The 25,361-nt window shown below is 70.6% G+C and carries 26 protein-coding genes and 1 pseudogene; 12 read left to right on the top strand and 15 right to left on the bottom strand.

The window, feature by feature from the left end; all coding sequences use genetic code 11:
* Positions 1-63 precede the first annotated feature (63 nt).
* Complete coding sequence (locus AC4BEG_RS12350) at positions 64-912, top strand: class I SAM-dependent methyltransferase (protein WP_490705936.1); 849 nt, start codon at positions 64-66, stop codon at positions 910-912.
* Here the strand turns inward: AC4BEG_RS12350 and AC4BEG_RS12345 are convergent.
* Complete coding sequence (locus tag AC4BEG_RS12345) at positions 872-1,216, bottom strand: hypothetical protein (protein WP_490705935.1); 345 nt, start codon at positions 1,214-1,216, stop codon at positions 872-874. The genes AC4BEG_RS12350 and AC4BEG_RS12345 overlap by 41 nt on opposite strands.
* 43 nt (positions 1,217-1,259) lie before the next feature.
* Positions 1,260-1,997, bottom strand: coding sequence for an SDR family oxidoreductase (locus AC4BEG_RS12340; RefSeq protein ID WP_490705934.1), 738 nt, complete (start codon positions 1,995-1,997; stop codon positions 1,260-1,262).
* Between the two features lie 99 nt (positions 1,998-2,096).
* On the opposite strand from AC4BEG_RS12340, the gene AC4BEG_RS12335 reads away from it, so the two are divergent.
* On the top strand, positions 2,097-2,927 hold the full coding sequence (locus AC4BEG_RS12335) for a helix-turn-helix transcriptional regulator (RefSeq protein ID WP_490707070.1): 831 nt from the start codon (positions 2,097-2,099) through the stop codon (positions 2,925-2,927).
* Positions 2,928-2,988: 61 nt separating this feature from the next.
* On the opposite strand, the gene AC4BEG_RS12330 is transcribed toward AC4BEG_RS12335, so the two are convergent.
* Positions 2,989-3,351 carry an SH3 domain-containing protein gene (locus AC4BEG_RS12330; protein ID WP_490705933.1) on the bottom strand — a complete coding sequence of 121 codons (363 nt, stop codon included), beginning with the start codon at positions 3,349-3,351 and terminating at the stop codon, positions 2,989-2,991.
* A gap of 250 nt (positions 3,352-3,601) precedes the next feature.
* On the opposite strand from AC4BEG_RS12330, the gene AC4BEG_RS12325 reads away from it, so the two are divergent.
* Entirely contained in the window at positions 3,602-3,889 is a 288-nt protein-coding gene (locus AC4BEG_RS12325) for a hypothetical protein (protein WP_490705932.1), read from the top strand.
* A gap of 73 nt (positions 3,890-3,962) precedes the next feature.
* Here the strand turns inward: AC4BEG_RS12325 and AC4BEG_RS12320 are convergent, their stop codons facing one another.
* Positions 3,963-5,087: a hypothetical protein gene (locus tag AC4BEG_RS12320; RefSeq protein ID WP_490705931.1), complete on the bottom strand. Its 1,125-nt coding sequence runs from the start codon at positions 5,085-5,087 to the stop codon at positions 3,963-3,965.
* 407 nt (positions 5,088-5,494) lie between these two features.
* On the opposite strand from AC4BEG_RS12320, the gene AC4BEG_RS12315 reads away from it, so the two are divergent.
* The gene (locus AC4BEG_RS12315; RefSeq protein WP_490705930.1) at positions 5,495-6,544 is read left to right on the top strand and encodes a right-handed parallel beta-helix repeat-containing protein; all 1,050 of its coding nucleotides are present in this window, start codon (positions 5,495-5,497) and stop codon (positions 6,542-6,544) included.
* Positions 6,545-6,690: 146 nt separating this feature from the next.
* Here the strand turns inward: AC4BEG_RS12315 and AC4BEG_RS12310 are convergent, their stop codons facing one another.
* The 3 genes and pseudogenes from AC4BEG_RS12310 to AC4BEG_RS12300 form a co-directional block, all read right to left on the bottom strand.
* Positions 6,691-6,915: a hypothetical protein gene (locus AC4BEG_RS12310; RefSeq protein WP_490705929.1), complete on the bottom strand. Its 225-nt coding sequence runs from the start codon at positions 6,913-6,915 to the stop codon at positions 6,691-6,693.
* A gap of 47 nt (positions 6,916-6,962) precedes the next feature.
* Positions 6,963-7,226, bottom strand: a complete 264-nt coding sequence (locus tag AC4BEG_RS12305) for a hypothetical protein (protein ID WP_490705928.1) — start codon at positions 7,224-7,226, stop codon at positions 6,963-6,965.
* A 255-nt stretch (positions 7,227-7,481) separates the two neighbouring features.
* A pseudogene (locus tag AC4BEG_RS12300) lies at positions 7,482-7,790 on the bottom strand (transcriptional regulator); the annotation flags it as partial.
* 40 nt (positions 7,791-7,830) lie between these two features.
* Between AC4BEG_RS12300 and AC4BEG_RS12295 the strand changes: the two are divergent.
* The gene (locus AC4BEG_RS12295; protein WP_490705927.1) at positions 7,831-8,394 is read left to right on the top strand and encodes a flavoprotein; all 564 of its coding nucleotides are present in this window, start codon (positions 7,831-7,833) and stop codon (positions 8,392-8,394) included.
* A 3-nt stretch (positions 8,395-8,397) separates the two neighbouring features.
* On the opposite strand, the gene msrA is transcribed toward AC4BEG_RS12295, so the two are convergent.
* Together msrA and AC4BEG_RS12285 are read right to left on the bottom strand one after the other, a co-directional pair.
* Positions 8,398-9,057 (bottom strand): peptide-methionine (S)-S-oxide reductase MsrA, encoded by a 660-nt coding sequence (msrA, locus tag AC4BEG_RS12290; protein ID WP_490705926.1) that lies wholly within the window; start codon positions 9,055-9,057, stop codon positions 8,398-8,400.
* 72 nt (positions 9,058-9,129) lie between these two features.
* Positions 9,130-10,227: a hypothetical protein gene (locus tag AC4BEG_RS12285; protein WP_490705925.1), complete on the bottom strand. Its 1,098-nt coding sequence runs from the start codon at positions 10,225-10,227 to the stop codon at positions 9,130-9,132.
* 118 nt (positions 10,228-10,345) lie between these two features.
* Between AC4BEG_RS12285 and AC4BEG_RS12280 the strand changes: the two genes are divergently transcribed.
* Positions 10,346-11,503, top strand: a complete 1,158-nt coding sequence (locus AC4BEG_RS12280; protein ID WP_490705924.1) for a cystathionine gamma-synthase — start codon at positions 10,346-10,348, stop codon at positions 11,501-11,503.
* A 37-nt stretch (positions 11,504-11,540) separates the two neighbouring features.
* On the opposite strand, the gene AC4BEG_RS12275 is transcribed toward AC4BEG_RS12280, so the two are convergent.
* The 3 genes from AC4BEG_RS12275 to AC4BEG_RS12265 all read right to left on the bottom strand — a co-directional run bounded on the left by AC4BEG_RS12275 (position 11,541) and on the right by AC4BEG_RS12265 (position 13,036).
* Positions 11,541-11,792, bottom strand: a complete 252-nt coding sequence (locus AC4BEG_RS12275) for a hypothetical protein (RefSeq protein ID WP_490705923.1) — start codon at positions 11,790-11,792, stop codon at positions 11,541-11,543.
* Positions 11,789-12,343: a sigma factor-like helix-turn-helix DNA-binding protein gene (locus AC4BEG_RS12270; protein WP_490707069.1), complete on the bottom strand. Its 555-nt coding sequence runs from the start codon at positions 12,341-12,343 to the stop codon at positions 11,789-11,791. Before AC4BEG_RS12270 ends, AC4BEG_RS12275 begins: the two co-directional genes overlap by 4 nt.
* 144 nt (positions 12,344-12,487) lie before the next feature.
* The gene (locus AC4BEG_RS12265) at positions 12,488-13,036 is read right to left on the bottom strand and encodes a MarR family winged helix-turn-helix transcriptional regulator (protein WP_490705922.1); all 549 of its coding nucleotides are present in this window, start codon (positions 13,034-13,036) and stop codon (positions 12,488-12,490) included.
* Between the two features lie 540 nt (positions 13,037-13,576).
* Between AC4BEG_RS12265 and ilvA the strand changes: the two genes are divergently transcribed.
* The 3 genes from ilvA to AC4BEG_RS12250 all read left to right on the top strand — a co-directional run bounded on the left by ilvA (position 13,577) and on the right by AC4BEG_RS12250 (position 17,075).
* The gene (gene ilvA / locus AC4BEG_RS12260) at positions 13,577-14,740 is read left to right on the top strand and encodes a threonine ammonia-lyase (protein ID WP_490707068.1); all 1,164 of its coding nucleotides are present in this window, start codon (positions 13,577-13,579) and stop codon (positions 14,738-14,740) included.
* A 365-nt stretch (positions 14,741-15,105) separates the two neighbouring features.
* A complete protein-coding gene (locus AC4BEG_RS12255) occupies positions 15,106-16,212 on the top strand; it encodes an ATP-binding cassette domain-containing protein (RefSeq protein WP_490705921.1) in 1,107 nt (368 codons plus the stop codon).
* Complete coding sequence (locus AC4BEG_RS12250; protein ID WP_490705920.1) at positions 16,212-17,075, top strand: ABC transporter permease; 864 nt, start codon at positions 16,212-16,214, stop codon at positions 17,073-17,075. The genes AC4BEG_RS12255 and AC4BEG_RS12250 overlap by 1 nt, the downstream gene beginning before the upstream one ends.
* A 91-nt stretch (positions 17,076-17,166) precedes the next feature.
* On the opposite strand, the gene greA is transcribed toward AC4BEG_RS12250, so the two are convergent.
* Together greA and AC4BEG_RS12240 are read right to left on the bottom strand one after the other, a co-directional pair.
* The gene (greA, locus tag AC4BEG_RS12245) at positions 17,167-17,664 is read right to left on the bottom strand and encodes a transcription elongation factor GreA (RefSeq protein WP_490705919.1); all 498 of its coding nucleotides are present in this window, start codon (positions 17,662-17,664) and stop codon (positions 17,167-17,169) included.
* Positions 17,665-17,903: 239 nt separating this feature from the next.
* Positions 17,904-18,314, bottom strand: coding sequence for a DUF4307 domain-containing protein (locus tag AC4BEG_RS12240; protein ID WP_490705918.1), 411 nt, complete (start codon positions 18,312-18,314; stop codon positions 17,904-17,906).
* Between the two features lie 95 nt (positions 18,315-18,409).
* Here AC4BEG_RS12240 and mca point away from each other — a divergent pair, with 95 nt between their 5' ends.
* Positions 18,410-19,282, top strand: coding sequence for a mycothiol conjugate amidase Mca (gene mca, locus AC4BEG_RS12235; RefSeq protein ID WP_490705917.1), 873 nt, complete (start codon positions 18,410-18,412; stop codon positions 19,280-19,282).
* 7 nt (positions 19,283-19,289) lie between these two features.
* Positions 19,290-19,535: a hypothetical protein gene (locus AC4BEG_RS12230; protein ID WP_490707067.1), complete on the top strand. Its 246-nt coding sequence runs from the start codon at positions 19,290-19,292 to the stop codon at positions 19,533-19,535.
* 130 nt (positions 19,536-19,665) lie between these two features.
* Here AC4BEG_RS12230 and AC4BEG_RS12225 read toward each other — a convergent pair whose 3' ends face one another.
* A complete protein-coding gene (locus AC4BEG_RS12225; RefSeq protein WP_490705916.1) occupies positions 19,666-22,947 on the bottom strand; it encodes a tetratricopeptide repeat protein in 3,282 nt (1,093 codons plus the stop codon).
* Positions 22,948-23,100: 153 nt separating this feature from the next.
* Here AC4BEG_RS12225 and AC4BEG_RS12220 point away from each other — a divergent pair, with 153 nt between their 5' ends.
* Positions 23,101-25,137, top strand: coding sequence for a thioredoxin domain-containing protein (locus AC4BEG_RS12220; RefSeq protein ID WP_490705915.1), 2,037 nt, complete (start codon positions 23,101-23,103; stop codon positions 25,135-25,137).
* Positions 25,138-25,361: the final 224 nt, after the last annotated feature.

Genomic DNA, 25,361 nt, shown 5'->3' with positions numbered 1-25,361 from the left:
CCTCCTTCGCTCGCCGGCCCGTCCCGGTTGACGAGTGGGCATGTGCCCACTCATAGTGGGCGCATGCCCACTATACCTCCGGCGGGCCCTCGTCCCGCTGCGGACGAACCCCATCAACACCGCCACGCGGCCGAGTCGTTCGGCTCCGACGCCGCCCGCTACGACCGGGCCCGCCCCCGCTACCCCCAGGCCCTGGTGGACCGCGTCGTCGCCGCTGTCCCCGGCCCCGGCCCCGATGTGCTGTCCGTGGGCTGCGGGACCGGTATCGACGCCCGGCAGTTCCAGACCGCCGGATGCACGGTGCTCGGGGTCGAGCCCGACGCGCGGATGGCCGACCTGGCCCGGCGCGGCGGGCTCGACGTCGACATCGCCACCTTCGAAGCCTGGGATCCGGCCGGCCGTACCTTCGACGCGGTCGTCGCGGGCCAGGCATGGCACTGGATCGACCCGGTCGCGGGCGCGGCCAAGGCGGCCCGGGTGCTGCGCCCCGGTGGCCTGCTGGCGGCGTTCTGGAACGTCATCCAGCTCCCGCCCGAGGTGGCGGACGCCTTCGCCACCGCCTGCCGACGGGTGATGCCGGACTCGCCGTTCGACGCGCGGGCGATGCGGAAGCGGGGCCCGGACGCGTACCAGCCGCTGCTCACCAAGGCCGCCGACGGGATCCGGGAAGCGGGCGGATTCGGCGAACCGGAGCAGTGGCGCTACGACTGGGAGTGGACCTACACCCGGGACGCCTGGCTCGACCAGCTCCCCACCCAGGGCATCCTTACCCAACTCCCCCCGGACGAGCTGAAAGAGGTGCTGTCCGACGTCGGCGCCGCCATCGACGCGATGGGCGGCAGCTTCACGATGCCGTACGCGACGGTGGCGCTCACCGCGGCGCGCGGAAACGTGGCTCCGGCCACGCGGTGACCGGCTCGGCGGCGGCCGCGTGGATCTCCAGGAGCGAGAGATAGCCGTCCGCCGTGAGCACCATGACTCCGGCGTCCTCGGGTGCGGTATACCAGCCGTCCGCCGCCGGATTCCCGTGAGCGGGGGCCGGCGGCACCGCGGTACGGTCCACCTCCAGGTCGACCGTCGCGCAGCCGCACCCGCACCGGCCCACCACGCGCGTATGCGGAATCTGCGCCCGCAGCGCGCCGCTGACCGCGTCCGTGCCCGCGAGCAGCGCCTCCAGCGTCGCCGTCACCTCGGGCGACAGGGGTTGGGGTGCCATGGCCATCCCTTCGGTGGTGTTGCCGCGGCTCGGCGGCGGAGGGTCAGGTCTGCGCCGTCGGCCGGACGACGATCTCGTTCACATCGACCGTAGCGGGCTGCTCGATCGCGAACGCGATGGCCTGCGCGATCGCCCGGGGCGGGATCGCGATCCGGTCGCGGGCCTCCATGATCTGCGTTCTGACCTGCTCATTGGTCGATGCTTCGACGAAGTCCGTCCCCACCAGACCGGGCGAGACGGTGGTCACGCGCAGGGAGTCACCGGCCTCCTGGCGCAGACCTTCACAGATGGCGCGGACCGCGAACTTCGTACCCGCGTAGACCGCCATCGTCGGCACGACCCGGAACGCGGCCGTGGAGGCGATGGTGATGAAGTGTCCGGAACCCTGCGCCCGGAACACCGGCAGCGCGGCGCCGATGCCGTGCAGCACACCCTTGATGTTGACGTCGACCATGGCGTCCCACTCGTCGACGCGCAGATCGTCGAGGGGCGAGATCGTACCGAGCCCGGCGTTGCCGATCAGTACGTCGAGCCGGCCGAACCGCTCACCGGCCAGGGCGACCAGGGCATGCAGATCGTCCCGCCGGGTCACATCGGTACGGCACTGCACGGCCGTGCCGCCCGCCTTCTCGATCCGGGCCACCAGATCCGCGAGGCGCTCGGACCGGCGCGCTCCCAGGACGAGACGCGCGCCCCGCTCGGTGAGCAGCAGTGCTGTCGCCTCGCCGATACCGCTGCTGGCGCCCGTGATCGCCACGACCTTGCCATCGATTCCCGGCACGATGTCCTCCTCTTTCGTTCGGACATCAGTCTGTGAGGAACGGAAGCTGGTATACAGAATGCGTTTATCCTGGAATCAGAGGTGCCAGCCACCATCACCATGCCGAACGAGCCGAACCAGCAGAACCAGTCAGGTCAGCCGAACCAGCGAAGTCCGCAGGCTCAACGCCGCGAGCTGGCCGCGTTTCTGCGCAGCCGCAGAGAGCGGATCACCCCTGATCAGGTCGGACTGCCCCGGTCGGGGCGACGCCGGACTCCGGGCCTCCGCCGGGAGGAACTCGCGCTGCTCGCCGGGATCAGCGCCACCTGGTACACCTACCTCGAGCAGGGCCGGGACATTCGCGCCTCGGACCAGGTGCTCAACGCGCTCGCCTCGGTGCTGCGCCTGGCCCGGTACGAGCGCGACCACCTCTTCCAGCTCGCCGGTCACGCGCCAGCGGCGGACCCCGAGGCACCCGAACCGCTCGCTCCCGAGGCCGCGGCCGTCCCCCTGCTGCTCCAGCCGCATCCGGCATACATCATCGGTGGCACCTACGACGTGCTCAGCCACAATCCGGCGGCCGATGAACTCTTCCCCCACCTCACCGCGGCCACCGACCGCCCGCCCAACTTCGTCCGCTGGGCGTTCCTCGAACCCGCGGCCCGGGACGTTCTCGTCGACTGGGAGCCCGAGGCCCGCGGTCTGCTCGCCCGCCTCCGCACCCTGGCCGGACGCCACCCCGGCGACCCCCGCTACACCCGGCTGATCGACGAACTGAAGGCGGGTAGCCCGGAAGTGCGGTCCTGGTGGCCGCAGTACGAGGTCCAGGCCCGGCAGGGCGGCCGGAAGCGGCTGCGGCACCCGGGGCGCGGAGTGATCGAGTACGCGTACACCGCATTCCACCTGGCGGAACAGCCGGAACAGACCCTGGTGATCTATTCCGACGGCTGAAGGGGTGGTGTGGCGCGCTCGCCGCACCACCCCTGCCTTCACCGGTTCAGCGGCGCGACGGTCAGAAGGCGCCCTTGGTGGAGTAGTACCCGTAGACCCAACCCTTCTGACCGCTGGGCAACTTGGAGTAGTACCAGATCTTCCCGGCGTGGCTGTAGGCGGTGCAGTACGCCTTGAAGTCGTCGGCGTAGTCGAGCCCGCGCTTGGCCGAGTAGTCGGCTCCGGGACCGGTGCGCAGGTAGGTCGTGTGGGGATCGGTGTCACCGGCGAGGACGTCGATGTGACGCCAGTGGTTGGCGATGTTCCTGGAGCAGGCGCTGCTGCCCACCGCACTCGCGGACGGTGCAGTGGTGACGGCCCCCGCGAACAGGACAGCGCCCATGGCGAGCACGGCGGCGATCCTGCTCTTACCCGTCTGCTTCACGTATTCTCCTTACTCAACTCGGCTTATCTGTATGCTCCATCAACCTATCGCTCACCACTGACACAAGATCATTTGGGGAGCGCCAGGCGTAGCCGGAGATGCGGACATCGGCGGCGGTGGATGACCGGCCCACGCCGACTCAGCCACGCACGTGCCGTTTTTCACCTCTGTGGATCGGGTTGCGGCCCGGCGTCACGGGCCAGCATGGCTGCCTGGACACGGTTATCTGACCCTCATCTGCGGATTCTCCATGGGAGTGGCCACGATGCTGCGCAGCTCGACGCGCTCGTTGGGCATCCTTCTCCCGCTGCTCTTCCTCGGCTCCCAGGGGCTCGGCAACATCCCCAAGATCAAGGGAGTGGTGCAGTATCTCCCGGACCAGACCGGCTTGGTGATCATGCACATCACCAGCGGTCCGCAGGGTGACCCCAGGTTCGCCCACGACTACGGCACTGGGGGCGCCGTGGCCATTCTGGCCCTCTGGACATCCGCGGCGCTGCTCGGCGGATACCTGGCGCTGCGCGGCCGTGATGCCTGAGCATTCTCGCCCCCGGCCAACGTCGCTGGCCGGGGGGTGAGTTGTCCGGTGTTCGCGGAAGCGGCTGGCTGGATCATTTCTTTCGAGTGTCGCAGCCGGGGACGCTGTTGGGCGGGGCGCAGTTGGTCGGGTCGTTCTTGAAGACCGCGCTCTGGATGAGGTCCACCCTGAAGGGCGTCTGCTTGGTCGAGTTCCCCTTGCTCTTCTTGCTCCCCTTGTTCTCCTTGCTCTCCTTGACCGCCTTGTTCTCCTTGACCTCCTTGCGCGGGGAGCTGTTGGTGCCACCGATGAAGAGGCGGAGGAGAGTTCCGGGGTTTCCGATGCCGCCGCCGGTGGTGGGTCCGCCGTTCGACGTGTTGTGGGTGATGACGCTGCGGTTGATAGTTGTCGTCTCGTTCGCGCCGGTGAAGAGGCCGCCACCGTTGGTCCGGGCGATGCCGTCCCTGATCTTGATGTTGTCCACACGCAGCGGCCCAGTCCTGCTGTTGATCGCCAGGGTGACGATGCCGCCCCCGTACTCACCGGCGTCATTGCCGTTGATCAACACATGGTTGAGCTTGGTGTCCCCCGCGTTGGCGAGGCCGCCTCCCCATTCTCCGCCCGTGTTGTCGTGGAGGGTGCCGCCCTCCATCGTCATCGTGCCGTTGGTGGCCACTCCGCCACCGAAGCCCCCGCGGTTGTTGGTGACCCTGGTGTTCTTCAGGGTGAGCGTTCCCTGCCGGTTCCAGATCCCGCCGCCGACGCCGGCGATGTTGTTCCTGACCGTCGAGTCGGTCAGGGTGAGTGTGCCGCGCTCGTTGAAGACGCCCCCACCATCGCCGTCCCCGGCAATGGTCTGCCCATAGCGCACCGTGATGCACTTCAGGCTGAGGCTGCCACCCTCCTTCACATGGAAGATGCGGAAGCCTGCGGGGGAACTGCGTTCGATGATGCTGTTGTCTCCGGTGATCTGCACATTGCCGGTGATCTCGGGCAGGCCATCACCCGCGTTGTCGGCCTGCCTCAAGGTATAGACGCACCGCGGGGCAAGGACGATGCTGCCGCCGCCGGTGTTGGCGTCCGTGATGGCCGCCCTCAGGGCGGCGATGTCGTTGCACGGGACGCGGGTCGTCTGCGCTTGTGCTTGCCCGGCGGGCAGAAGAGTCAGGCAGAGACCGAGCCCGGTGGCGGCGGTGACGGTTGCGCGTATGTCAGGCATGCGGGTTCCCTTTGCTGTGGGGGCAAGGACTACGCGTTCCGGTGACGCTCAGTGACTGAGTCCTCACCTCTGAGTGTCACTGATCGCCACTCAGGTATATGCGAAGTGCGCATTCAGTGCATTTCGCGCCTGCCGTTCGGGTGCAGTCTCCGGGCAGCATGATTCGGGTGTGCGCGGGAGGCCCCGGTCGGGCAGCGGGCCCGGATGCGCCGCTCTCCGGGCGCCGACGTTGGTGCGCCGGGGTTTGCAAGGGCCGGGATCGTTCGGCGGTACACCAGATGAGGCCGCTGCGTCCGGCAGTTATCAATGAAGCGTCAGTTCATCATCCCGTTGATCGGCGGCGGCATGGCCGCTGGACGCCGGTGAGATGTGCCTTTTCGCTCTCCAGCACTGAGAAGGGCATAGCGATGAAGAACATGGTGCGAACCGGCGCGGTGACCGCCGCGGTTGGTGTGGGACTGTCCCTTGCCGGGCTGCCGGCTGAATCGGTCAGTGCTGCCGTGGGGACTCAGGTGCCGTGCAACGACATCACCGCCCTGAGGAATGCCATCCGCGAGGCCAACACCGGCGGCAGCATCACCCTCGCGTCGCATTGCACCTACACCCTGACCACACCCGACAACACGGATGACGGGCTTCCGGAGATCACCGGGAACGTGACCATATCCGGCCGCGGCACCACCATTCGGCGTGCCCCGGACTCGACGCAGAACTTCCGTATCTTCCATGTCCAGGACGGTGGCACACTCACCCTGAACTCGCTCACGGTCAGCGGCGGAAGCGTACCCAATTCCGCCGGCGGCGGCATATGGAACAGCGGCACCCTGAACCTGAACCGCGCAATCATCAAGCGCAATCGTGCCAGCTCGAGTGGTGGCATCCACAGCCCGGGTGGACAGCTCATATTCGACCGCAGCACCATTGAGCACAACACCGCAACCCGTAATGGCGGTGGAATCACCACCGGAAGCAGCATCTTCGGTATGGGCTCACTGACGATGAAGGGCGGGGCGCTGCTCAACAACCGGGCACTCGGCGACAACGGTGGAGCTCTGGAGAACCTCAGAAGTCCAGTGTCGTTGGACTCCGTATCGGTCAGGGGCAATACCGCCCTGCACGGCGGCGGCATCCACCAGTTCGGCGGAACCCTGAGCCTCACGTCGACCACCGTCAGCCACAACATCGCCGTGACAGGCGCGGGCCTGTTGAGCGAGTTCAGTACACCCACGCTGGTTCGAAGCCTGGTCACCCGCAATACGGCGATCACTGCCGGCGGCGGTATCTTCAACGGGACTTCCAGTCAGGTCACCCTCACCGACAGCAGGGTCATCCATAACGCACCGGACAATTGCAGTCCCGAAGGCAGCGTTCCCGGATGCACCAACCCCACCGACTCCACCAAGAACACGAAGTCGACATCGCGCCCGCCTGCCAAGGACCGCAAAGCCCGCAAGTGACCGGCCTGGCACTGGTTGAACTTCCGAGCGGGCATGAACCCAGTTCCCGAGCGATCAGCCGGACCACCCCCGAGCTGTCCAGGCATGGGGATGGTCCGGCGTTGCTTCTTCGGTTGTTGCGTCGCGTCATCCAGGCCGGAGCTGTCTCAGTACTGCTGGCGACCACCGGGGTAGCGGACCGGCTTCCGGCACTCGGGGGCATCCACCGGCGGAGTCTCCCGAGCGAGCGCGAAGCACAGGCCCGCGTGGAGCTGTTCCGCCTCATCCACGGACAGCACCAGCGGAGCGAGCGCCACATGCTTGCCCAGGCGGACGATCCCGAGTGTCACCGTGAGACAGCCGTCCAGATCACGGGATACGCGCAGTCCCACAGGGGTGGCTCCGAGACGCCACCCGGAGGAGAACCGCCGATCCGGGCTCACTGGTCCACCTCGCTCGCTTGAGCCGATCCATCGTCGTCCGACACCGGCAGACGCCTGCCACGACTCTCCGCGACCCGGAGGGCGTCACGTAGCGCCTCGACCAGACGGTTGGCGAGGAAGCGCAGATCTCCGGCCTCAGCTTTCGGATCACCGAGCAGCGCGCCAGCGTGAGCAAGGAGTTCAGTGCCCATGCGGAGCTGCACCGCTTCCATATCGACCGCAAGCCGCGACAAGAATCCCTCGCCGTCCGTATCGGACACCAGGTAGCACGGCTTACCGGCAGGCCCCGACCAAGGGAGCAGACGCCGTTGGGCACTCACCTGGCCATCACCACCCCGTGCGGAGCACACGCCGACTCCATGCGTGCGCGATCCCTCCGGCGCGCCTCCGACTGACGCTCATGCGCCACGACATACGGCCGGACAAGGCCCACGTCCTCGCCCCACAACACCGGCCGATGCAAGACCTGATGCACCCGAGGCAGCCGCAGTGTGGCGGCATCTCCCCACCTTGTGCCGCATCTCGACATGGGCCGACACCGCGTGCACCGTGACGTTCGTAGGTCCGAAGGACAGCCAGTGAACGTCCGTCGCTTCACCGACCCGGTCCGCGTAGGACCTCGCCTCCGCAAGGTGCTTCCGAACGGCATCTGCGTCATGGGCGCGGGCGGCGATGATGCTCGCTCCGAGGTGGAGCTGCCCGGCAACAGCGTGCCGTGCCCGTGTCTGAGCCGACTGTTCCAACAGGCCCTGCCCGGAGGCGACGAGCCGCTTGCCGATCGTGTACTCGCCCTCTCGGAAGTAGACCAGCGCACGCATGTACTTGGGTTTGCGGGTTGGAGGTGCTACGCGGTGGACTGCCCACATGACCACGAACCGCGTCCTCCACCTGTTCGGAAGCGCCGCTCCACCCGTGCTGAACATCGCAGATGTCATCGAGCGAGCGAAGTCAGCCGACTGGGAAGTCTGCCTCGGGTTGACCCCCACGGCCGCACGATGGCTTGACGAAGAGCTGCCAGCCTTGGAGGAGCTGACCGGACACCCGGTGCGCAGTCAGTACAAGCTGCCCTGGGAGCCCGACGTCTGGCCCCCTGCGGATGTCGCCGTCCTGGCACCCGCCACCTTCAACACGATCAACCAGTGGGCCCTGGGGATCACCGACAAGTTCATCGTCGGATTCGTGGCCGAGGCCATCGGCAAGGGCATCCCCACCGTGACCATGCCGTGCGTCAACGCCGCCTACGTCCAGCACACGCAGTTCGACACCAGCGTTGCCACGCTCCGCGCGATGGGCGTACAGGTGCTCTACGGGGCAGGCGGCTTCGTGCCCAACAAGCCGGGCCAGGGCCGACCGGAGAACTATCCGTGGCACCTGGCCCTCGACGCGGCGGCGTCAGTCCTCAGCGGGCCTGATGCCGCACGGCTGTGAGTCTCAGCCGTCGGCAGGGGCGACGCCGATCGGGCAGCTCACGCCCGTGCCGCCGATGCCGCAGTAGCCCGCCGGATTCTTGTCCAAGTATTGCTGGTGATACGCCTCAGCCGGGTAGAAGGGGCCCGCGGGGAGGATTTCCGTGGTGATGTCGCCGTACCCCGAGCCGGTCAGTACGGACTGGTAGGCGGCGCGGGAGGATTCGGCCTCGGCCTGCTGCTCGGGGGAGTGGGTGTAGATCGCCGAGCGGTACTGGGTGCCGACGTCGTTGCCCTGGCGGAAGCCCTGGGTGGGGTCGTGGGACTCCCAGAAGAGCTTCAGCAGGGCGGCGTAGGAGGTGACGGACGGGTCGAAGACGACGCGGACGGCCTCGGTGTGGCCGGTGAGGCCGCTGCACACCTCTTCGTAGGTGGGGTTCTGGGTGTGGCCGCCCTGGTAGCCGACGAGGGTGGTCCACACCCCCGGGGCCTGCCAGAACTTCCGCTCCGCGCCCCAGAAGCAGCCAAGACCGAAGTCGGCCACCACCAGGCCGTCCGGATACGGGCCGGTCAGGGCGTTGCCGAGGACCGTGTGGCGGTCGGGGAGGGAGAACGCCGGGTCCGGGCGGCCCTTCAGCGCCTCCTCGGGGGTCGGGAGGTGGTTCTTGTGGCGGCTGAACAGCATCTGGGCTCCTCGCTCGGGTACGCGGCGCATCCCCTACAACGGATGCGGGCCCGGCAGAATTCCAGGCTCCGTTCAGTGCGGCAGCGTCGCCGGGGAGCCGCCGTGGCCCTCCCAGCCCGCCACCGCCAGCGCCCGGTAGACCATGTACTCGGCCGCCGGGTCCGCGCCGTAGGACCACGGCACCGCGCCCACATGGCCGTCCACGTGCCGGAGCTGCTCCATGGCCTCCGCGTACCGCTCGGCCCGTACCAGGAACCACACCAGGAGATGGCGGACGTGCGGCAGCACCGGGTGGTCGGCGGGGGCCTGGTGGGTCGCGTAGAGGGCGCCCTCGATCGCCTTGGTGATCACTTCGCTCTGGTAGAGGCTGCGCACCAGGTTGACGTCCGGCAGATGCTCGAAGACGCCGAACAGCGGCAGCGCGGGCAGCAGGCTCTTCTGCGGGGCGGAGGCGGCGGCCGCGTGGGTGAAGGCGTCGGCGAGCTCCTGGGAGCCGTGCCACTTGCCGCACCAGTAGTGCAGCGCGGCCAGATGGGCGCCCATGTGGTGCGGGGCGCGCTCGGTGACCTTGGACCACAGCTCCTCGAAGTCGGCCTGCCGGTAGCCCAGGCCGCGGGCGACGCCGAGCTCGATGATGTACGGCACCGGGTCGCCGGGGGCCAGCAGCGCCGCCTCCTGGCAGACGGTCCGGGCCTCCTCGAGGATCATGCGGAAGTCGGGCGAGGCCGGGTCCAGCAGGGCCTGCCGGACCAGGAACTCGGCGTGCACCGCGGCGGCGCCCGCGTCCTTGGGGGCAGCCACCCGCCAGGTGCGCAGCCACATCCCGCCCTGTCCGGGCGTCCGGGCCAGCTCGTAGGCCGCCGCCCCGGCCAGCGTCTGGACCCGCTGCCAGCGCAGCTCCGAACCCGCCTCGGTCAGCGCGAGCAGCCGGGCGGCGGGCTGCCAGTCCTGGCTCGCCTGGACCTCCTCCAGGGCCTCGGTGAGCGGACGGTCCGGGCCGGGCAGCCGTACGTCGAGCCGCTCGCGCGGGACGAAGCCGTACTCCTCCGGGTCCGAGGCGCGCAGCGCGCCCCGCATGGCCTCGCGGCCCCCGCGCATCCGCCGCACCGCGGGCACGATGATCAGCCCGCCCACCATGACGAGGGCGATGAGGAAGATCAGAAGCTCCATGAGGTGTCCCCGTGAGAAGGTACGAACGGTTCCAACGGTCCTAACGGCCGGCTTCCAGCCTATGCGCCCGCTCGCACGAGGGGTCCGGCACCGCCCCGCCGGGCGTTACCCTCGGCCCATGACCGACCAGCATCAGCACCCGCAGAGCTTCGAGACGCTCGCCATCCACGCCGGCCAGGAGGCGGACCCGCTCACCGGGGCCGTCGTGCCGCCGATCTACCAGGTGTCCACCTACAAGCAGGACGGGGTGGGCGGCCTGCGCAACGGCTATGAGTACAGCCGCTCCGCCAATCCCACCCGCACCGCCCTGGAAGAGAACCTGGCGGCGCTCGAAGGCGGCCGCCGCGGCCTCGCCTTCGCCTCCGGGCTGGCCGCCGAGGACTGCCTGCTGCGCACCCTGCTGGTCCCGGGCGACCATGTGGTGATCCCGGACGACGCCTACGGCGGTACGTTCCGTCTGTTCGCCAAGGTCGTGGAGCGCTGGGGCGTGGAGTGGTCGGTCGCCAACACCTCCGACCCGGCCGCGGTACGGGCCGCGGTCCGCCCCCGTACGAAGGTGATCTGGGTCGAGACGCCCAGCAACCCGCTGCTCGGCATCACCGATATCGCCGCCGTCGCCGACATCGCCCGCGGTGCCGGGGCCCGCCTGGTCGTGGACAACACCTTCGCCAGTCCCTACCTCCAGCAGCCGCTGGCGCTGGGCGCCGATGTGGTGGTGCACTCCACCACCAAGTACATGGGCGGCCACTCGGACGTCGTCGGCGGTGCGCTGATCGTCGCCGACCCCGGTCTCGGCGATGAACTCGCCTTCCACCAGAACGCGATGGGGGCCGTCGCCGGGCCCTTCGACTCCTGGCTGGTCATGCGCGGCATCAAGACCCTCGCGGTCCGGATGGACCGGCACAGCGCCAATGCCAGCCGGATCGCGGAGCTGCTCTCCTCCCACTCCAAGGTGACCGAGGTCTACTACCCGGGCCTGCCGGAGCACACCGGGCACGAGGTCGCCACCAAGCAGATGCGGGCCTTCGGCGGCATGGTGTCGTTCCGGGTCGCGGGCGGCGAGGAGGCGGCGGTCGAGGTCTGCAACCGGGCCCAACTCTTCACGCTGGGCGAGTCGCTGGGCGGTGTCGAGTCGCTGATCGAGCACCCGGGCCGGATGACGCACGCCTCCACGGCGGGGTCGGCCCTCGAGGTGCCCGCCGACCTCGTCCGGCTGTCGGTCGGTATCGAGTCGGTCGACGACCTGGTGGCCGACCTGACCCAGGCCCTGGGCTGATCCGGTCCCCGGCCCCGGCCCCGGGCTGACGCCTGTCTCACCACCCCTCCAGCGGAGGGGTGGTGTCGGTCGGCGGTGCCGTCCACGGCTCGACGATCGCCGCCCACACGCTGAACGCGAGGACCGCGGCGATCAGCAGGACCCAGCCGACGGTGCGTACCGCGTGGTGGCGGCGGAGGATCCGCCGCCCCCGGTCGGCCGCCCGGTCCGCCAGGTCCGGGGGCAGCAGGGGGTGCGGGCCCTCCATCATCCGGCGGACCTCGTCCTCCTTGCGGTCCCAGGCGCTCATGGGCCCGCCCCGGCCGTTTCCGCCGCCCCGGCCGCCTTGGGGGCGTCTGCCGCTGTGCCCGTTGCCGTATCCGTTGCCGGGTCCCCGCGCCGTGGCGGTGACGGCTGCCGTGGCACCCCGCTGCGCATCACCGACACCGCGCGGGTGCAGATCGCCCGTACCCGTTCGACCGGGAGCCCGAGCGCGGCGGCCGTCTGCTCCTCGGCCACGCCCTCGTAGAGCCGCAGCACCAGCACCAGCCGCTCGCGCGGGGCGAGCCGGTCCAGGGTGCCGCCGCGCGGACGCCGGTAGTGATGGCCGCTGTGGGCGAAGAGGGCGGCAAGCTCCATACGGGTGCGGTCGTACGGATCCTCACCGCGCAGCCGGTCCCAGCGGGCGTACGTGCGCGCGAGCGCGGCGGTCAGCAGGTGCTGGGCGGCGGTGGTGTCCCGCGTCGGTCGTTCCCCCGTGAGCAGCGTGGCCGCATGCAGCAGCCGGCCACCCGCGCCCGCGACGAATGCCTCGAACTCCCGGGCCCGGCGGCTCTCCCGTGCTGCCCGCCGTTCTCGCACCACGCCTCCGCCTCCCCGTTCCTTTAGGACACGGCAGGCACGGGCGCGCGGTCAAGAGGTCTGCCGCCGGTGCATGACGGTCCGCGAGGCGGGCGCGGTGGGCCCGAGCGGTGTCCGCGGTGTCCGCAGTGGGTGCGGTGGACCTCAGGAGGCGGGCGCGGCCTGCGGCACGGCGTTGTGCGTGGTCTGCGGCAACGCGCTGTTCGGGTCCTGGACCAGCGTGTTGTGCGCGGTGGAGAGGGCACCGTTGAAACGGGTCAGCAGGTCGCAGAACACATCGCGCTCGTCCTCGGTCCAGCCCGCGGTCACCTGGGCCATCAGCTCACGCCGGGAGGAGCGGACCTCCTCCAGCCGGGCCTTGCCGCGGGGGGAGAGCTGGAGGACGACCGCGCGGCCGTCCTCGGGGTGCGAGGTGCGCTTGACCATGCCGGAGTCGACCAGCGGGGCAACCTGGCGGGTCACGGTGGACGAGTCGATGCCCATGCCTCCGGCGAGCGCCTTCACTCCCATCGGGCCTTCCTGGTCAAGCCGGTTGAGCAGCAGATACGCGGCTCGGTCCATGGAGTTGCGGGCCTGTCCGACGCCGCCGAGGCGGGTCTGTTCCGCGCGGCGCGCGAAGACCGCGACCTGATGCTGGAGGGAATCCAGTACGCCTGTGTTGAGTTGAGTCGTCATGTCCGATTGGGTGGGCATGGCCTAGGGCTCACTTCATGCGGTGGTCTGTGGGATGTGGCACAGAGTACGCGGCCGGGGCCCTGCCCGTACGAGAGCTGCAAAAACCTGCCGTTCCCCATGCGCCGCTATTGGCCGCCGCCCTGTGCCGTGACAGAGGGTTATGCCTGGTGGCGGGGGTGGCGCGGCCGCGTGGCGCGGTGGTTGGACCTGTGGCGGCGGGTTTCCGGCAGGTTCCGGCCGGTCCGGCTCGCGGGCCCGGAACGCGGTCCCATTGGCCCGATACGGTCATGGCGGAGGCGATGCGGTGACGGTGGGACGCGCTGCCATGACGCGATGCGGCCACGGCGGACGGGGTGCGGTGACGGTGGAACGCGGTGCGCTGACGGCGGAACGCCGTGCTGGCGGTGCCGGCGGGCACCGCCCCGATCCGCTCTCGCGGCGACAAGCTGTAAGACTGGGGCCATGGCTCCACGACCCGGCGACGAGGACGGGCCCCACACCGCCCCGCGCATCGCACCCTCCGTGATCACGCTCGACGATGTGCGCAAGGCACAGAAAATGCTGTCGGGGGTCTCCCGGATCACCGCGCTGGAAGGCAGCCGCCACCTCTCCTCCCTGGTCGGTGCGCCGGTGCAGCTGAAATGCGAAAACCTCCAGCGCACCGGCTCGTTCAAGCTGCGCGGCGCCTATGTGCGGATCGCGGGCCTGAGCCCCGAGGAGCGGGCGGCGGGTGTGGTCGCGGCGAGCGCGGGGAACCATGCGCAGGGCGTCGCACTGGCCGCCTCGCTGCTGGGGGTGCGCTCGACCGTCTTCATGCCGGAGGGCGCGCCGCTGCCGAAGATCGCGGCGACCCGGGACTACGGCGCCGAGGTGCGGCTGTGCGGCCAGATCGTGGACGAGACCATGCGGGCGGCGCAGGAGCACGCCGAGCGTACGGGCGCGGTCTTCATCCACCCCTTCGACCACCCGGACATCATCGCGGGCCAGGGCACGGTGGGGCTGGAGATCCTGGAGCAGTGCCCCGAGGTGCGCACCGTGGTGGTGGGGATCGGCGGCGGCGGTCTGGCGGCCGGGATCGCGGTCGCGGTGAAGACGCTGCGCCCGGACGTACGGGTGGTGGGGGTGCAGGCGGAGGGCGCCGCGGCGTATCCGCCCTCACTGGCCGCCGGACAGCCGGTGTCGATCGAAGCGCCGGTGACCATGGCCGACGGCATCAAGGTGGCGCGGCCGGGCGACGTTCCGTTCAGAATCATCGACGACCTGGTCGACGAGGTCCGTACGGTCACCGAGGACGAGCTTTCCAGCGCGCTGCTGCTGTGTCTGGAGCGGGCGAAGCTGGTGGTCGAGCCGGCGGGCGCGAGTCCGGTGGCCGCGCTGCTGTCGGCGCCGGAGTCGTTCGACGGTCCGGTGGTGGCGGTGCTCTCGGGCGGCAATGTGGACCCGCTGCTGATGCAGCGGATCCTGCGGCACGGTATGGCCGCGGCGGGGCGCTATCTGTCGCTGCGGCTGCGGCTGACCGACCGGCCGGGCGTGCTGGCCTCGCTGCTGGGGGCGCTGTCGGTGGTGGATGCCAATGTCCTGGACGTCAGCCATGTCCGTACCAATCCGCGGCTGGGGCTCAGCGAGGCGGAGGTCGAGCTGCACCTGGAGACGAAGGGGCCGGACCACTGCGACGAGGTGCGGGAGGCGCTGAGCGCGGCGGGATACAGGGTGATGGCCTGACGCCCGACGGCTGACCGCGGACGGCCGGGGGACCGTGCCCCCGGCCGCGGAGTGCCGTGCTTCGGGGGCCCGTTGGGGCTCGTGGCGGCTCCTCGCGGGGGCTCGTGAGGGTTGGCCGGAGCTCGTTGGCGCCCGTTCGCCCTCGTGTGACCTGGGGGCTTACGACTGTCGCGTTGATGTTCGCCAAACGTATGTCGCGATGTATCGCGTCTACGCTATTCTTCTTATCTGCTTGCTGCCGCGCGCTGCACAAGTTGGCGGACATGTGCCTTTATTGAGGGGCGCTCCGCCGTGGCCAAAAACAGTCGCACAGCGCGGCGTCAGCCGATCTCCGTGGAACGACCCAACCTCCTGGGAGTGCCAACATGCCAGGCGCTATTCATGCCGAGGGTCTGGTGAAAACCTTCGGCAACGTAAGGGCTCTGGACGGCGTCGACCTCGACGTACCCGAAGGAACCGTGCTCGGACTGCTCGGCCCCAATGGCGCCGGCAAGACCACTGCGGTGCGTGTCCTCACCACGCTGCTCCGCCCGGACAGCGGGAGGGCGGTGGTCGCGGGGGTGGATGTGCTGAAACACCCCAACGAGGTACGCCGCTCGATCGGGCTGTCCGGGCAGTTCGCGGCCGTGGACGAGTATCTGACCGGCCGCGAGAACCTCGAGATGGTCGGGCGGCTCTACCAGATGGGCGCGCGGGCATCGAAGGCCCGCGCGGGTGAGCTGCTGGAACGGTTCAGCCTCGCGGATGCCGCGGACCGCACCGCCAAGACCTACTCCGGCGGGATGCGCCGCCGGCTCGACCTCGCCGCGGCCCTGGTCGTCAGCCCGCCCGTGATGTTCATGGACGAGCCGACCACCGGTCTGGACCCGCGCAACCGGCAGGCGCTGTGGGAGGTCATCCAGGAGCTGGTGGCCGGTGGCACGACGCTGCTGCTGACCACGCAGTACCTGGAGGAGGCGGACCACCTGGCGCATGACATCTGCGTCATCGACCGCGGCCGGGTCATCGCGCGCGGCAGCTCCGACCAGCTCAAGGCCCGCACCGGTGGGGAGCGGGTGGAGGTCGTGGTGCACGAGCGCGACCACATACCCGTCGCGGACCAGGTGCTGCGCGCCCTGGGCAAGGGCGAGACCGCCGTGCAGGAGCACACCCGCAAGGTCACCGTCCCGGTCGTCGGCGGGGCGAAGCTGCTCGCCGAGGTCATCCGTGAACTGGACAGCCGCGGAGTCGAGATCGACGACATCGGGCTGCGCCGCCCGACCCTCGACGACGTGTTCATCTCCCTCACCGGCCACGGTGCCGAGGAGGACGGCGCGGACCAGGCGTCCAGGGGCGCCGGCCAGGCGTCCAGCGGCGCGGACCAGGCGTCCACCGGCAAGGCGTCCGAAGGCAAGGCGCCCAAGGGCAAGGCGCCCAAGGGCAAGGCGCCCAAGGGCAAGGCGTCCGCGGGCGCGGGCAGGGGAGGAAAGTGATGGCCGTCGTCGAGGAGACCGGTGCCACCGTCGCGGCAGCGCCCCGCCCGCGCGGCGGACCGCTGGCGTCCGTCCGCGACTCCCTGGTGGTCGCCAAGCGGAACCTGATCCGCATGCTGCGCATCCCGGAGATGGTGATTTTCGGCCTGATCCAGCCGGTGATGTTCGTGGTGCTGTTCAGCTATGTGTTCGGCGGCGCGATCATGATCCCGGGGCAGAGCAGCACAGACGCGACTGTATATCGCGAGTATCTGATGGCCGGGATCTTCGCCCAGACCGTGACCTTCGCCACGGCGGGCGCGGGCGCCGGGATCGCCGACGATATGCACAAGGGCCTGATCGACCGCTTCCGCTCACTGCCGATGGCCCGCGGCGCGGTGCTCACCGGCCGTACGCTCGCGGATCTGGTGCAGACGGCGCTGACGGTGGTCGTGCTGGCGATCGTCGCGCTCATCGTGGGCTGGCGGGTCCACGACGGCATGCTGAACGCGTTCGCCGCCTTCGGTCTGCTGCTTCTGCTCGGTTATGCCTTCTCCTGGATCGGCGCGCTGATCGGGCTGTCCGTACGGACCCCTGAGGCGGCCACGTCCGGCGGGTTGATCTGGCTGTTCCCGCTGACCTTCATCTCCAACGCCTTTGTGCCGTCCAGTCAGATGCCCGCCTTCCTCCAGCACGTCGCGGACTGGAACCCGTTCAGCGCCACGGTGCAGGCGTGCCGTGAGCTGTTCGGCAATCCGCAGGGCGTGGTCTCGGACGCCTGGCCCATGCAGCACCCCGCCATCGCGTCTCTGCTCTGGTCCGTTGTGATCATCCTGGTCTTCCGGACGCTGTCGGTCCGCAAGTACCGCTCGGCGACCGCCTGAGCCGCGGTGGACACCGGAACCCCGGACAGCGGAGAGCCCCGGCCGTGTCGACGGCCGGGGCTCCTCGCGGTGTTGGTGGGGCGAGGGGCGCTCAGCCCTGGTACGGCTTGGCCTCCAGGATCCGCACCGAAGCGGTGCGGCCGTTGGGCAGTTCGTAATCGGCGTCCTGGCCGACCTTCTTGCCGGTCACACCCGAGCCCAGCGGGGACTGCGGCGAGTAGGTCTCAATGTCCGAGCTCGCGTACTCACGGGAGGCGAGCAGGAAGGTCAGGGTGTCGTCCGGATCGCCGTCGAAGGCGATCGTGACCACCATGCCGGGGGCGACCACACCGGTGTCCGCGGGTGCCTCGCCGACCTTCGCCTGCTCCAGGAGCTGCGTCAGCTGACGCACCCGGAGCTCCTGCTTGCCCTGCTCCTCCTTGGCGGCGTGGTAACCGCCGTTCTCCCGGAGGTCACCCTCCTCCCGTGCGGCCTCGATCTTCTTCGCGATCTCGATACGTGCGGGACCCGACAGGTACTCCAGCTCGGTCTTGAGCTGGTCGTACGCCTCCTGGGTCAGCCAGGTGACGTTCTCGCTGGTCTGGGTCACAGGTGCTCCTCGTCGGTGCTGGGAATACAAATGAACGCCCTACTCAGAAGGGTGCGCCTTCAAAGCCGGGCGAAACCACGAGCCTAACAATTCCGGCTAGAAACGGGGAGGAGGGAACTGGGCGGAATGCGGAGGAAACCCGTCAGCCCTGGTCAGATCGCACTCCGCTCACCGACACGTACCGTCCGTTTATCGGGTACCCGGTCGGCGGCGGCCCCGCTCGGCCTTCCCCGGGCGGTTCAGCTGCCCGAAGCGGCTTCGCAGTCGACGAGCTCGGCAGCGGTGGCACGCCCCGTGGTGCGCACGGTGACGACCTTGACGAACTCGTCCTCACGCTGGGTGAAGGTGAAGTCCTTGCGGCCCACCTCGGCGTGGTCCTTGTCCAGGGTACGCAGCGTACAGACGCCGGTGGCGTCCTGGTCCTTGATGACTTCCAGCCGGACCTCGACGGCGTCGTCCGAGACCACCTTGAAACCGAGCACCCGGCCGGTGACGTCCTCGCCGGTGATGTAGTCGTACCCGAACCAGGAGATCAGGGCGAGCAGCCCGGCGCCGAGCACCGCGCCCACGATTTTCAGCGTGCGGTCGGCGCGGGCGTCGGCCGACCGGCCGTAGCGCCCGTCGGGCAGGCCATCGCGCACCGCGGCCATGATCCTTCCTCCTGCTGGGGGGACTCGGAATTATTCGACCCCGCTGTGGGTCACTATAGAAGCCGTCTTCCACGACGAATCACTGAGGATCGAACTTGACTGAGCAGCTGCGTTTGATGGCCGTGCACGCGCACCCGGACGACGAGTCGAGCAAGGGCGCGGCCACCATGGCCAAGTACGTGTCCGAGGGGGTGGACGTGCTGGTCGCGACCTGCACAGGCGGTGAGCGCGGCTCCATCCTCAACCCCAAGCTCCAGGGGGATCCTTATATCGAGGAGCACATCCACGAGGTCCGCGCCAAGGAGATGGACGAGGCGCGCGAGATCCTCGGCGTGAAGCAGGAGTGGCTGGGCTTCGTGGACTCCGGGCTGCCCGAGGGCGACCCGCTGCCGCCACTGCCCGAGGGCTGCTTCGCGCTCCAGGATGTGGAGGAGGCGGCGGGTGAGCTGGTGAAGCTGATCCGCGCCTTCAAGCCGCAGGTGATCACCACCTATGACGAGAACGGAGGCTATCCGCACCCCGACCACATCATGACCCACAAGATCTCGATGGTGGCCTTCGAGGCGGCGGGTGACCCCGAGCGCTACCCCGAGGCCGGGGAGCCGTGGCAGCCGCAGAAGCTCTACTACAACCAGGGCTTCAACCGGCCGCGCACGGTCGCGCTGCACGAGGCGCTGCTGGCCCGGGGGCTGGAGTCGCCGTACGGGGAGTGGCTGGAGCGCTGGAAGGACTTCGGGCGGCCCGAGCGCACCCTGACCACGTATGTGCCGTGCGCCGACTACTTCGAGATCCGCGACAAGGCGCTGATCGCACACCGTACGCAGATCGACCCCGACGGCGGCTGGTTCCGGGTCCCGATGGACGTCCAGAAGGAGGTCTGGCCGACGGAGGAGTACGAGCTCGCCAAGTCGCTGGTGGATACCTCCCTCCCCGAGGACGACCTCTTCGCGGGCATCCGCAACAATTGACCGCATGATGAGCGCGACCAGCACCCTCGCCGTAACGCATCTCGTCCCGCTCGCCAAGGAGCTGGACGAGAACAAGGTGACTCCGGGCGTCCTCGGTTTCATCGTCTTCGCACTGATCGGCGGCGCGGTGTGGCTGCTGATGAAGTCCATGACCAAGCACATGAACAAGGTGGACTTCGAGGAGGGCCCGGAGCCCGCCAAGGCCGCTGCCCCCGCCTCCGCCGACCACCCCAAGGGCGGAAGCCCGGCCTGACCCGGAGGGGCCTGGCCGCCGAGGCCGCCGACCGGGCGGACAGAGGCCCGGGAAAGGCCGCGTCCGCCCGGGGGCGGGCGGCCGCGGGCGTCCGTGCCCCGGACGGGTCCGGGCGACCCGCCCGGACCGGTCAGGGGCGGGATGTGTCCGGCAGCACCGCCATGACCTCGCGGGAGTGGCGGCTCGGGACCATGCCGAGCTGCCACGCCTGCCAGCCCGTCTCGGGCTCCACTCCGCGCTCCAGCACCAGCGCGAACGCGTCCACACAGCCCTCCAGCCGGGTGTCTCCGGGCGGACCCTGCTCGCGGAGCTCACGGCGGAGCTCCGCCAGCTCCTCCTGGGCCACCGCGGTGCCGATCACGGAGCCGCCCGCCGAGGCGAACGGCAGCAGGGTGCAGCGCAGGAACCGGGCCCAGGAGCGGCCGCGCCGGTCGCCGTATCCGGCGAAAAGCGCGGCCGCCTCGTCGATCAGCTCCAGCGCCTGGGCCGCCTTGCCGTTGCCCGCGTCGATCACGGCCAGCTCCACACAGGACCATGCCTCGCCATGGGCCACTCCCACCCGGTGGAAGTCCTGCCGCGCGTCCTGGAGCAGCTGCCGGGCGAATCCGCTGTTGCGCAGGGAACCGGTCTGTGCCGCCCGGAGATCGCGGGTGACCCGCGCCGAGTGATGCCGGGCGCACGCCAGGCCGTACGCATCCCGCATCCGGCTGAACATCGTGCGCGCCCGCTCCAGCTCGCGCACCGCCGAATCGTGATCGCCGCGCTCCTCCAGTGCCTGGCCCAGGTGGTACAGCGTCCATGCCTCGCCGCGCGCGTCCTCGTTCTCCCGGTGGCGGGAGAGGGCCTGGCGGAGCTGGTCGACGGCGGCCGACGCCTCGCCGTCCACCAGCCGGGCACGGGCCAGCTGGGTCAGCGCCCATGCCTCACCGCGCTGGTCGTGGGTGGTGCTGTACGCGTCCAGCGCCTCCCGCAGCTCGGCCTCCGCGCGCGCCACTTCGCCCATCCGCAGACGGGCCTGGCCGAGCTGGAAGTGGGCCCACGCCTGGCCGTGCAGACTCTCGCTCTCCCGGTGCAGCTCCAGGGCCCCGGTGAGCAGCTCCAGCGCCTCGGCCAGCCGACCGCGGTCGCGCTCCACGGCGGCCAGGGCGTGCATCGTCCAGCCGCGGTCCCCGCGCAGCTCCTCGGCGGACTGGAGTGCCAGCGCCTCGCCCAGCTTCGCCGCGGCCTCCGCGAGCTGGCCCTGATGGTGCAGGGTGATGCCCAGGCTGCACAGCGCGCGGGCCGCCCCCGCCTCGTGCTGGGCCTCGAAATACAGGTCCACCACCGAGGACAAGGTGGTGCGCGCCTGGTCCAGCTCACCGAGCTGACGAGCGGCGATACCGGTGCGCCACTGCACGGAGCGCACCAGCAGCCCCTGGTCGACGGCCTGGGTCAGCTCGCTGATCTCGCCCAGCCGGTAGAGATCGCCGCGCAGCAGGCAGTAGTCGCACAGGGCGCCCAGGAGGTGCAGCACCGCGGACTGGTCCACACCCTCCGCATGGCGAAGTGCCGCCGTGATGAAGCTGGACTCGTCGTCCAGCCAGCGCAGCGCCGATTCCAGTGAGGTGAAGCCATGGCCCGCGCCCTTGGCGAAGATGTCGGCGCGGGTGGACGTCTTGCCGTCGACCAGCCGGATCACCGAGTCGGCCAGCTCGGCATAGCTGCGGATCAGCCGCTCCTGGGCGGCGGTGCGCTGATCCGGCTCCTCCTCGTCCAGCAGGCGGGCCTGGGCGAAGCTCCGCACCACGTCATGCAGGCGGTAGCGGCTGCCCCGCACATGCTGGATCAGCCCGGCGCGGCCGAGCGCCTCCAGATGGCGGGCCGCCTGCTGCTCATCGGTGGCCAGCAGCGCGGCGGCGGCCGCCGCGCCCAGACTGGCCCGCCCGGCCAGCGCCAGTCGGCGCAGCAGCTGCCGGGCGCCGTCCTGCTGGTCGGTGTAGCGCAGCCACAGGGTGCGCTCGACGGCGCCCACCGGGCCGTATGCCTCGAGCTCGGTGACCAGGGCGGCGGGGGTGCGCAGGCCCAGGGAGGAGCCCGCGATCCGCAGCGCCAGCGGCAGCCGCCCGCACAGCTCCGCGATCCGCTCGACGGACTGCGCGTCATACGGCCCGGCCCCCGCGGGCTCCTCGGCGGAGGCCCGCAGCAGTTCCTCGGCGCCCGGCTCGTCCAGCGGGCCCACCTCCAGCCGGTGCACCCAGGCGGCCAGATCGGCGGGCAGGGTGAGCGGGGTGCGCGCGGTGACCAGGATCAGGCTGTCGGACCGCTCGGGGACCAGCGTGCGCACCTGCTCGGCGTCGCTGGCGTCGTCCAGCACGATGGTGACGGGCAGCCCGGTCAGATGCTGGTGATAGAGCTCGGTGAGCCGCTTGACGTGCTGGTCCTGGGTGGAGCGCTCCCGGAACAGCAGCTGGTCCCGGGGCGCGCCCAGCCGGTTCAGCAGATGCAGCAGCGCGTCACGGGTCGGCAGCGGGGACTGCTCAGCGCTGTCACCGCGCAGATCCACCAGGCACGCGCCGCGGAACTGGTCCCGCAGATGGTGCGCCGCCCGCACGGCCAGCATGGTGCGGCCCGAGCCCGGCGGCCCCTCCAGCAGCACCACGGTGGGCCTGGTCTCGGTGCTCGCCCGTGCCTGCCGCACCCACTGCGCGATCTGGGTGATCTGGGTGCGGCGCCCGGCGAACGGGCCGTCCGCCTCCGGGAGATGGGCGAAGGACTGCTCCAGCACGGTGCGTCTGCGGGCGGCCTGGCTGCGGTCGGCGCCGCGCAGCCGCGGCGCCTGCCCGGTGGGGGAGGAGACGCGCTTCGATCCGCCGCCGCCCTGGCGGGTGGCGGCCGTGGTCATCCGGTGCTGGTCGATGAACGGGCGGATGCCCCGCACCTCGACCGCCGTGAGCCACTGGAGCCGCAGCTGCTCGGCGCCGCCGGGCTGATGGCGCAGGGCCGCCTCCCGGTGGGCCGCGGGCCAGTGCCCGGCGGTGAGCTTGAGGACCGCGGCGGCCGACCCGGCCACCGCCGCGCTCACCCCCGCGCCCAGGGCGGCGCCCGCCGAGACACCGAAGGTGAGATCCGCGCCGAACGCCGCGGCCGCCGCGACCCCGACCGCGAGTGCCGGGGTGCCGAGCCGCCCGCGGGTGAGCCGGTCCGACAGCGGACGGCTGCCCGCCTCTGACTCCTCCAGGGCGCGCACATACGCGCCGTACTCCTCGGCCGCGGAGGCCGCCATCCCCTCCAACGCACCGCGCGCCCGGCTGAGCAGCACCCCGCCGTCCGTGCGCCCGCCCGAGCGGCGCACCTCCTCCTCCACGGCGCGCGACAGCAGCCGCTCGACCTCGGTCCGGTGGCTGTCCCGCAGCACCTCCAGTGAGCCCGCCATGATTCCCCCTCCTTGCGCATGTGCCACACGTCGAGCGCGTGTTGCTCCCAAGTCTTCCGTTTCTGGCTCTTATCCGGCAGCCCTGTGGATAACTCTCTCCGGGGCCACCTGTGGATAACTCGCACAATCCGAGAGTTGGGAGAGGATGGGGGCATGCCCAACCGTCTGGCGCACGAGACGTCCCCGTACCTCCTCCAGCACGCCGACAACCCGGTCGACTGGCGGCCGTGGTCCGACGAGGCGTTCGAGGAGGCACGCCGCCGCGGGGTGCCCGTGCTGCTGAGCGTCGGCTATTCCAGCTGTCACTGGTGCCATGTCATGGCGCACGAGTCCTTCGAGGACGAGGCGACCGCCGGCTATCTCAACGAGCACTTCGTCTCCGTCAAGGTCGACCGCGAGGAGCGGCCGGATGTGGACGCCGTGTACATGGAGGCGGTGCAGGCCGCGACCGGCCAGGGCGGCTGGCCGATGACGGTGTTCCTCACCCCCGATGCCGAGCCCTTCTACTTCGGCACCTATTTCCCGCCCGCGCCGCGCCACGGCATGCCCGCCTTCCGGCAGGTGCTGGAGGGGGTGCGGACCGCGTGGACGGACCGCCGCGAGGAGGTCCGGGATGTCGCCGGGCGGATCGTGCGGGACCTGGCCGCGCGCACCGGGATCGCGCTGGGTCCGGGTGCGCCCCAGCCGCCCGGCACCGAGGATCTGCATGCCGCGCTCATGGGGCTGACCCGCGAATTCGACGCCATGCGCGGGGGGTTCGGGGGCGCGCCGAAGTTCCCGCCGTCCATGGCCCTGGAGTTCCTGCTGCGCCACCACGCCCGCACCGGCTCCGAGGGCGCCCTCCAGATGGTGTCGGCCACCTGCGAGGCGATGGCCCGCGGCGGTATCTACGACCAGCTCGGCGGCGGCTTCGCGCGCTATGCCGTGGACGCCACCTGGACCGTGCCGCACTTCGAGAAGATGCTGTACGACAATGCGCTGCTGGGCCGGGTCTACGCCCATCTGTGGCGTGCCACCGGCTCGGACCTCGCCCGCCGTATCGCTCTGGAGACCGCCGAGTTCCTGGTCCGCGAGATGCGTACCGAGCAGGGCGGTTTCGCCTCCGCGCTGGACGCCGACAGCGACGACGGCACCGGACGGCATGTGGAAGGCGCGTATTACGTCTGGACGCCCGGACAGCTGCGCGAGGTCCTGGGCGAGACCGATGCCGAGTTCGCCGCGGGGTATTTCGGGGTGACCGAGGACGGCACCTTCGAAAAGGGCTCCTCCGTGCTCCAACTCCCCGACGGCGCAGGGCCGGTGCAGGCCGAGCGGGTCGCCTCGGTGCGGCAGCGGCTGCTGGCCGCCCGGGAGCGGCGGGCCCGCCCCGGCCGCGACGACAAGATCGTCGCTGCCTGGAACGGGCTGGCCGTCGCCGCCCTCGCCGAGACCGGTGCCTACTTCGACCGGCCCGATCTCATCGAGTCCGCCATCGAGGCCGCCGATCTGCTGGTCCGTATCCACATGGACGAGCACGGGCGGCTCGCCCGCACCTCGCTGGACGGCACCGTCGGCGGCCACGCCGGAGTGCTGGAGGACTACGCCGACGCGGCCGAGGGCTTTCTCGCCCTGTCCGCGGTCACCGGCGAGGGGGTGTGGGTCGAGTTCGCCGGGCTGCTCCTGGACACCGTGCTGCGCCACTTCACCGCCGAGGACGGCACGTTGTTCGACACCGCCGATGACGCGGAGGCGCTCATCCGTCGCCCCCAGGACCCGACGGACAACGCCGCGCCGTCGGGGTGGACGGCGGCCGCGGGCGCCCTGCTGTCGTACGCCGCCGTCACGGGCAGCACACGCCACCGCGAGGCCGCCGAGCGGGCGCTCGCCGTGGTGCGCGCGCTCGGCGCGCGCGTCCCGCGCTTCATCGGCTGGGGGCTCGCGGTCGCCGAGGCGGTGCTCGACGGACCGCGTGAGGTGGCGGTCGTCGGGCCCGACGGCGATCCGGCGACGCGCGCCCTGCACCGCGCCGCGCTGCTGGGCACCGCGCCCGGCGCGGTGGTCGCGGTCGGCGAGCCCGGTTCCGAGGAGGTCCCGCTGCTGCTGGACCGCCCGCTGCTCGAGGGCCGCCCGGCGGCGTATGTCTGCCGCCACTTCACATGTGACGCGCCCACCGCCGACGCGGACGCGCTGGCCGCGAAGTTGGGGGGCTGAGGGGAGCGTTGTCCGCGCCCGGTCCTCGGCCGACAGCGTGCCTTGGGCCGGGCCCCGTGGGCAGCTACCGGGCCTCGCGGGCGTCGACCGGGACTCGTGGGCGTTTACCCGGCCCTGCAGCTCTCGGCCGGGCCCCGTGCCGTCTACCGGGCCCCGTGGTCCTCGGCCGGGCCACGCGGCCCTGGGCGGGCGGGCTCGCGCCCGCGCCCCGGTCCGGCGGCATC

Source organism: Streptomyces sp. JLBJ103 (assembly GCF_058215575.1).
This window is presented reverse-complemented; position numbering and strand designations above follow the sequence as displayed.

What these genes read in the sequence shown, in the direction of transcription:
- AC4BEG_RS12350 (WP_490705936.1), top strand. Translation starts at nt 64, where the DNA reads ATGCCCACTATACCTCCGGCGGGCCCTCGTCCCGCTGCGGACGAACCC.
- AC4BEG_RS12345 (WP_490705935.1), bottom strand. Translation starts at nt 1,216, where the DNA reads ATGGCACCCCAACCCCTGTCGCCCGAGGTGACGGCGACGCTGGAGGCG.
- AC4BEG_RS12335 (WP_490707070.1), top strand. Translation starts at nt 2,097, where the DNA reads ATGCCGAACGAGCCGAACCAGCAGAACCAGTCAGGTCAGCCGAACCAG.
- AC4BEG_RS12325 (WP_490705932.1), top strand. Translation starts at nt 3,602, where the DNA reads ATGGGAGTGGCCACGATGCTGCGCAGCTCGACGCGCTCGTTGGGCATC.
- AC4BEG_RS12320 (WP_490705931.1), bottom strand. Translation starts at nt 5,087, where the DNA reads ATGCCTGACATACGCGCAACCGTCACCGCCGCCACCGGGCTCGGTCTC.
- AC4BEG_RS12315 (WP_490705930.1), top strand. Translation starts at nt 5,495, where the DNA reads ATGAAGAACATGGTGCGAACCGGCGCGGTGACCGCCGCGGTTGGTGTG.
- AC4BEG_RS12295 (WP_490705927.1), top strand. Translation starts at nt 7,831, where the DNA reads ATGACCACGAACCGCGTCCTCCACCTGTTCGGAAGCGCCGCTCCACCC.
- msrA (WP_490705926.1), bottom strand. Translation starts at nt 9,057, where the DNA reads ATGCTGTTCAGCCGCCACAAGAACCACCTCCCGACCCCCGAGGAGGCG.
- AC4BEG_RS12285 (WP_490705925.1), bottom strand. Translation starts at nt 10,227, where the DNA reads ATGGAGCTTCTGATCTTCCTCATCGCCCTCGTCATGGTGGGCGGGCTG.
- AC4BEG_RS12280 (WP_490705924.1), top strand. Translation starts at nt 10,346, where the DNA reads ATGACCGACCAGCATCAGCACCCGCAGAGCTTCGAGACGCTCGCCATC.
- AC4BEG_RS12275 (WP_490705923.1), bottom strand. Translation starts at nt 11,792, where the DNA reads ATGAGCGCCTGGGACCGCAAGGAGGACGAGGTCCGCCGGATGATGGAG.
- AC4BEG_RS12265 (WP_490705922.1), bottom strand. Translation starts at nt 13,036, where the DNA reads ATGCCCACCCAATCGGACATGACGACTCAACTCAACACAGGCGTACTG.
- ilvA (WP_490707068.1), top strand. Translation starts at nt 13,577, where the DNA reads ATGCTGTCGGGGGTCTCCCGGATCACCGCGCTGGAAGGCAGCCGCCAC.
- AC4BEG_RS12255 (WP_490705921.1), top strand. Translation starts at nt 15,106, where the DNA reads ATGCCAGGCGCTATTCATGCCGAGGGTCTGGTGAAAACCTTCGGCAAC.
- AC4BEG_RS12250 (WP_490705920.1), top strand. Translation starts at nt 16,212, where the DNA reads ATGGCCGTCGTCGAGGAGACCGGTGCCACCGTCGCGGCAGCGCCCCGC.
- AC4BEG_RS12240 (WP_490705918.1), bottom strand. Translation starts at nt 18,314, where the DNA reads ATGGCCGCGGTGCGCGATGGCCTGCCCGACGGGCGCTACGGCCGGTCG.
- AC4BEG_RS12230 (WP_490707067.1), top strand. Translation starts at nt 19,290, where the DNA reads ATGAGCGCGACCAGCACCCTCGCCGTAACGCATCTCGTCCCGCTCGCC.
- AC4BEG_RS12225 (WP_490705916.1), bottom strand. Translation starts at nt 22,947, where the DNA reads ATGGCGGGCTCACTGGAGGTGCTGCGGGACAGCCACCGGACCGAGGTC.
- AC4BEG_RS12220 (WP_490705915.1), top strand. Translation starts at nt 23,101, where the DNA reads ATGCCCAACCGTCTGGCGCACGAGACGTCCCCGTACCTCCTCCAGCAC.